Raw genomic sequence first — 6,178 nt, 5'->3', positions numbered from 1 at the left:
GGGCGCGGCGACTTCGGTCGGCACTGGCGCGTTGGCGCGGGCCGGAGCAGTCTTGACCGCGGCTTCCTGGCGAACCAGGGTGCGGGTCGCAGCGGCTGGCTGGACTTCTTCGACTTCGGCAGCGGCGGCAGCGATTTCGTAGCTGGACTGGTTGGTCGCGGCTTCCGGGCTGTCGTCACGCAGACGCTGAACTTCGAAGTGCGGGGTTTCGAGGTGGTCGTTCGGCAGAATGACGATACGGGCACGGGTGCGCAGTTCGATCTTGGTGATCGAGTTGCGTTTTTCGTTGAGTAGGAACGCGGCAACCGGGATCGGCACCTGAGCGCGCACTTCGGCAGTGCGGTCTTTCAGGGCTTCTTCTTCGATCAGGCGCAGGATTGCCAGCGACAGCGATTCGACGTCACGGATGATGCCGGTGCCGTTGCAGCGCGGGCAGACGATGCCGCTGCTTTCGCCCAGGGATGGACGCAGGCGCTGACGGGACATTTCCAGCAGGCCGAAGCGCGAAATGCGACCGATCTGCACGCGAGCGCGGTCGGCTTCCAGGCATTCGCGGACTTTCTCTTCCACGGCGCGCTGGTTCTTGGCCGGGGTCATGTCGATGAAGTCGATGACGATCAGGCCGCCGATGTCGCGCAGGCGCAACTGACGGGCGATTTCTTCGGCGGCTTCAAGGTTGGTCTGCAGTGCGGTTTCTTCGATGTCGCTGCCTTTGGTGGCGCGCGCCGAGTTGATGTCGATGGACACCAGGGCTTCGGTCGGATCGATAACGATGGAACCGCCGGAAGGCAGTTCGACGACGCGCTGGAAAGCGGTCTCGATCTGGCTTTCGATCTGGAAGCGGTTGAACAGCGGCACGCTGTCTTCGTACAGCTTGATCTTGCTGGCGTACTGCGGCATCACCTGGCGGATGAAGGTCAGGGCTTCGTCCTGGGCTTCAACGCTGTCGATCAGCACTTCGCCGATGTCCTGGCGCAAGTAATCGCGGATGGCGCGGATGATCACGTTGCTTTCCTGGTAGATCAGGAATGGCGCGGAGCGATCCAGCGAGGCTTCTTTGATGGCGGTCCACAGTTGCAGCAGGTAATCGAGGTCCCACTGCATTTCTTCGCTGCTGCGGCCCAGGCCGGCAGTGCGCACGATCAGGCCCATGTCGGCCGGTGCAACCAGACCGTTCAGCGCTTCACGCAGTTCGTTGCGTTCTTCGCCTTCGATGCGACGGGAGATACCGCCGGCACGCGGGTTGTTCGGCATCAGCACGAGGTAACGACCGGCCAGGCTGATGAAGGTGGTCAGGGCAGCGCCCTTGTTGCCACGTTCTTCTTTTTCGACCTGAACGATGACTTCCTGGCCTTCGCTCAGGACGTCCTTGATGTTGACGCGGCCTTCAGGGGCTTTCTTGAAGTATTCGCGGGAGATTTCTTTGAGGGGCAGGAAGCCGTGGCGCTCGGAGCCGAAATCGACAAAGGCAGCCTCAAGGCTTGGTTCGATGCGAGTGATACGGCCTTTGTAGATGTTGGCCTTCTTCTGCTCGCGTGCACCGGATTCGATGTCCAGGTCGTAGAGGCGTTGGCCATCTACCAGTGCAACACGCAACTCTTCGGGTTGAGTTGCGTTAATCAGCATTCTTTTCATGTAGTACCGTCGGTTTCCGGGCTGCCGGAAACGGCGTTCGGCACACACGACTTCTCACGGTCGGTGTCAGGTGCGTCGGGAGTGGTTGGCCATTCCCGTGTCCAGCGATGTCAGGCCAATTGGGCCGATATCGCGACGTACGCGTCCTGCTTGCTGTGGCTACTTAAGCACTCAGTCAGGAGGAGGAATCAACCAGCGGCTGTGGACGAGATGAAGCGTCTTGATAAAGCCTATTGCTACACAGTCCGGCGGTTGTGCATCTCCACCCTACACGTATCCCTGATAATTCGGGTGCTGCCGCGCGCAGAATCCGCAGCGGGTTGGCATTTACCGTGAGCTCCGAAAGGGGAGGTCACGCATCATGGCTAATTCAGGCGATGTTTCCGAAGCCTTCGCTCGGGGTCATCTGCAGCTGACTGCACTTTGTGAACTGGCCTCGAATATGTGCCTGTCAGGCGAGTGAAAACTCTGCTCGACGGTGTAATTCAGGCCTCATGTCACCTGCGCTTGTTACAACTGCAAACTCCACCGTTACGTAGCGAAAGCCCCGTAGGACGGCCTCGCGTCCTGGTGAATTGCGTTGGTCAGGGCCGGTTTTTGACCGTGGTTCCGCTGTCCAGGCCGCTTTTGGCGGCGTTCGCGACTATAGCAGCAATGATTAAGTGCTTCAATTCCATAAAAATTGTTATCATCCGCGGCATGACAACTACTGCCCCTTCGACTCCAGGCGTTCAACTGCTTGAAGTCTCGCCGGAGTATGCCGGCCAACGAATCGACAATTTCCTCCTTGCCCGGCTCAAAGGCGTGCCCAAGACCTTGATTTACCGCATTTTGCGTAAAGGCGAAGTGCGTGTGAACAAGGGGCGGATCAAGCCCGAATACAAGCTGCAGGCCGGCGATATCGTGCGCGTGCCGCCGGTTCGCGTGCCTGAGCGCGACGAGCCGGTGCCATTGGCTCAAGGCCTGTTGCAGCGTCTGGAAGCCTCGATTGTCTACGAAGACAAAGCCCTGATCGTGATCAACAAGCCCGCCGGCATTGCGGTTCACGGCGGCAGCGGCTTGAATTACGGGGTGATCGAAGCCTTTCGTCAGTTGCGTCCCGATGCCAAGGAGCTGGAGCTGGTTCACCGTCTCGACCGTGACACTTCCGGCCTGCTGATGATCGCCAAGAAGCGCAGCATGTTGCGGCACTTGCACGCCGCCTTGCGTGGCGATGGTGTCGACAAGCGCTACATGGCACTGGTGCGTGGCAATTGGGCGACTTCGATCAAGCAAGTCCGTGCGGCGCTGGGCAAGAGCAACCTGCGCTCCGGCGAACGCATGGTCGAGGTCGACGAGGAGGAGGGCAAGGAGTCGGTGACCGTGTTCAAGGTCCTGCGCCGGTTTGGCGACTTTGCCACCCTGATCGAAGCCAAGCCGATCACCGGGCGCACCCACCAGATCCGCGTCCACACCTTGCACGCCGGGCATTGCATTGCCGGCGATACCAAGTACGGCGATGACGGTTTCAGCAAGGAAATCCGTGATCTGGGCGGCAAGCGCCTGTTCCTGCACGCCTACATGCTGACCGTGCCGCTGCCCGATGGCGGTGAACTCAAGCTGCAAGCCCCCGTCGATGAAATGTGGGCCAAGACCGTGGAGCGATTGAGTGCGCCCATCTGATTACAAACTGCTGATTTTCGATTGGGACGGCACCCTCGCCGATTCCATTGGTCGGATTGTCGAGGCGATGCATTCGGCGTCCACGCGTTCTGGTTTCGAGTTGCGCGATGATTTTGCCGTCAAGGGCATCATCGGTCTGGGCTTGCCCGAGGCAATCCGTACCTTGTACCCGGACATCAGCGATGCCGAAATGACCCTGTTTCGCGAGTATTACGCCGATCATTACATCGCGGCAGAAGCCGTGCCTTCGCCGCTGTTCGAGGGTGTGGTCGAGTCGATGGCGTCGTTTTCGTGAGCAGGGTTATCACCTGGCGGTCGCGACCGGCAAGAATCGTCGCGGACTGGACCGGGTGCTCAAGGCCAATGGCTGGGAAGATTATTTCGATATCACCCGCGCTGCCGACGAGACCGCGAGCAAGCCGCATCCGTTGATGCTTGAGCAAATTCTCGCGCATTGCGACGTGCGGCCCGAGCAGGCGCTGATGGTCGGGGATTCGTCCTTCGATCTGCTGATGGCGCGCAACGCGGGCATGGCGTCGGTGGCAGTCAGCTACGGCGCGCAGTCGATCGAGTCGCTGCAGCAGTTCGAGCCGCGCCTGTCGATCGACCGTTTTAGTGAATTGCACGCCTGGCTGGGGCAGCAGGCTTAATACGTTTTTGCTGGGGTACAGCGCATGACCGACGAATGGAAAGCACCGGCCAAGGCAAGTGCCGACGACGGTGACGAGAAAAGCTGGAAGCTGCTGGAAAAGACTTTGCTGGCCAGTGTGCAGGAGCAGCGTCGCTCGCGGCGTTGGGGGATTTTCTTCAAGCTGCTGACATTTGTTTACCTGTTTGTTGCGCTGATCCTGTTCACGCCGCTGATGGACATGGAGAAGAGCGCCACCCGTGGCCCGAACTACACTGCGCTGATCGACGTCACCGGCATGATTGCCGACAAGGAGCCTGCCAGTGCCGACAACATCGTCGGCAGTCTGCGTGCAGCCTTTGAGGACAAGAAGGTCAAAGGCGTGATCCTGCGGATCAACAGCCCTGGCGGCAGTCCGGTGCAATCGGGTTATGTGTATGACGAGATCAAGCGTCTGCGCGGCCTGCATCCGGATACCAAGGTGTATGCGGTGATTTCCGATCTCGGTGCGTCCGGTGCCTATTACATCGCCAGTGCGGCGGATCAGATCTATGCCGACAAAGCCAGTCTGGTCGGTTCCATCGGTGTGACGGCGGCCGGTTACGGTTTTGTCGGCACCATGGACAAGCTGGGCGTTGAGCGTCGCACTTATACGTCGGGCGAGCACAAGTCGTTTCTGGATCCGTTCCAGCCGCAGAAGCCTGATGAGACTGCTTTCTGGCAGACCGTGCTCGACACCACGCACAAGCAGTTCATCAATAGCGTCAAGCAGGGGCGTGGCGATCGCCTGAAGGATAAAGAGCATCCGGAGCTGTTCTCCGGGCTGGTCTGGTCTGGCGAGCAGGCGCTGCCGCTGGGTCTGATCGATGGTTTGGGGAATGCCAGTTCGGTGGCGCGGGACGTGATTGGCGAGAAAGAGCTGGTGGACTTCACGGTTCAGGAATCGCCGTTCGACCGCTTCTCGAAAAAGCTCGGTGCCAGTGTGGCTGAGCAGTTGGCGATGTGGATGGGGTTCCACGGGCCTTCGTTACGCTGATTCGTTGTAACGATCAAAAGATCGCAGCCTGCGGCAGCCCCTACAGAGATCAATGTAGGAGCTGTCGCGGGCTGCGATCTTTTGCTTTAAGGGACTTGCACGCCTTCGGCCAGCAACATGTCGATCAGGCGAATCAGTGGCAGGCCGATCAGGCTGGTGGCGTCAGGCCCCTCGGTGGACTGAAACAGGCTCACCCCCAACCCTTCGGCTTTGAAGCTGCCGGCGCAGTCGTAGGGCTGCTCAAGGCGCAGGTAGCGCTCGATGCGTCCTTCGTCGAGCTGGCGCATGTGTACGGTAAATGGCACGCAGTCGACCTGGCAGTGACCGGTCTGGCTGTTGAGCAGGGCCAGGCCGGTGAGGAAGGTTACGCTGGCGCCGCTGGCCGCCAGCAGTTGCTCGCGAGCCTTGTCGAAGGTGTGCGGCTTGCCGATGATCCGTTCGTCGAGCACTGCAACCTGGTCTGAGCCGATAATCAGATGAGCGGGGTGGCTGGCGGCCAGTGCCCGGGCTTTCTGTTCGGCGAGGCGCTTGACCAGTTCGATGGCGGATTCGCCCGGCTGGTGGCTTTCGTCGATATCCGGCGAGCTGCAGACGAACGGCAGGTGCAGACGGGCGAGCAATTCACGGCGATAAGTCGAGCTCGAAGCAAGTAATAAAGGCAGCATGGGCGTCTCCTGAGGCAGGTGCGAATTCTAGCGGAGGCACGCAAGTGACGGACAGGGCACAATTTCCTTTGACATGGGTGGGGGCATCCCTATAATGCTGCGCCTATGTTGAATGACCCGATTCCACCTCACGTTGACCCGCGCAAATTGGCTGACCGTGGCACCACCCTTCAAGGTGAACTGCTGCTGGCCGATTTGAAGAGACTCTGCGACCCGCTTTCCGACGATGTCGGTACGGTGCAGGCCAAATTCGTTTTTGAGCGAGATGAACGTAAATCTGTGGTGATCCACAGCTTTATCGACACCGAAGTCAAAATGGTTTGCCAGCGTTGTCTTGAGCTGGTCACCCTGCCGATCCACAGCGAATGCAGTTACGCTGTTGTGAAGGAGGGTGCGAATACCCAGTCGTTACCGAAAGGTTATGACGTGCTGGAACTGGGCGAAGATCCATTGGATCTGCAGTCACTGATCGAGGAGGAGCTTTTGCTCGCCTTGCCCATTGTGCCTGCTCATCATCCGGAAGAATGCCAGCAGCCGGCGGGAGCAGATGAG

The 6,178-nt window shown here is 59.5% G+C and carries 5 protein-coding genes and 1 pseudogene; 4 read left to right on the top strand and 2 right to left on the bottom strand.

What is annotated here, in order from left to right; translation table 11 throughout:
* The coding region (gene rne / locus HT737_RS07185; protein WP_182402006.1) for a ribonuclease E at window positions 1–1,635 on the bottom strand (1,635 nt) is incomplete at its 3' end.
* A 699-nt stretch (window positions 1,636–2,334) separates the two neighbouring features.
* Between rne and rluC the strand changes: the two genes are divergently transcribed.
* The 3 genes and pseudogenes from rluC to sppA all read left to right on the top strand — a co-directional run bounded on the left by rluC (window position 2,335) and on the right by sppA (window position 4,961).
* Window positions 2,335–3,297, top strand: coding sequence for a 23S rRNA pseudouridine(955/2504/2580) synthase RluC (rluC, locus tag HT737_RS07180; RefSeq protein WP_007950779.1), 963 nt, complete (start codon window positions 2,335–2,337; stop codon window positions 3,295–3,297).
* Window positions 3,284–3,947: pseudogene (locus HT737_RS07175) on the top strand (HAD-IA family hydrolase). Before rluC ends, HT737_RS07175 begins: the two are co-directional and overlap by 14 nt.
* A 24-nt stretch (window positions 3,948–3,971) precedes the next feature.
* Complete coding sequence (gene sppA, locus HT737_RS07170; RefSeq protein ID WP_027612352.1) at window positions 3,972–4,961, top strand: signal peptide peptidase SppA; 990 nt, start codon at window positions 3,972–3,974, stop codon at window positions 4,959–4,961.
* Between the two features lie 86 nt (window positions 4,962–5,047).
* On the opposite strand, the gene HT737_RS07165 is transcribed toward sppA, so the two are convergent.
* Window positions 5,048–5,626: a nucleoside triphosphate pyrophosphatase gene (locus HT737_RS07165; protein WP_182402004.1), complete on the bottom strand. Its 579-nt coding sequence runs from the start codon at window positions 5,624–5,626 to the stop codon at window positions 5,048–5,050.
* Between the two features lie 105 nt (window positions 5,627–5,731).
* On the opposite strand from HT737_RS07165, the gene HT737_RS07160 reads away from it, so the two are divergent.
* Window positions 5,732–6,178, top strand: a 447-nt coding sequence (locus HT737_RS07160) for a YceD family protein (RefSeq protein ID WP_182402002.1), incomplete at its 3' end; no start/stop codon positions are given.

It is taken from the genome of Pseudomonas sp. MD195_PC81_125 (genome assembly GCF_014060985.1).
GTDB lineage: Bacteria > Pseudomonadota > Gammaproteobacteria > Pseudomonadales > Pseudomonadaceae > Aquipseudomonas > Aquipseudomonas parakoreensis.
Note: the sequence above shows the minus strand (reverse complement) of the source record. Positions and strands in the feature narration are given on the sequence as shown.

What these genes read in the sequence shown, in the direction of transcription:
- rluC (WP_007950779.1), top strand. Translation starts at nt 2,335, where the DNA reads ATGACAACTACTGCCCCTTCGACTCCAGGCGTTCAACTGCTTGAAGTC.
- sppA (WP_027612352.1), top strand. Translation starts at nt 3,972, where the DNA reads ATGACCGACGAATGGAAAGCACCGGCCAAGGCAAGTGCCGACGACGGT.
- HT737_RS07165 (WP_182402004.1), bottom strand. Translation starts at nt 5,626, where the DNA reads ATGCTGCCTTTATTACTTGCTTCGAGCTCGACTTATCGCCGTGAATTG.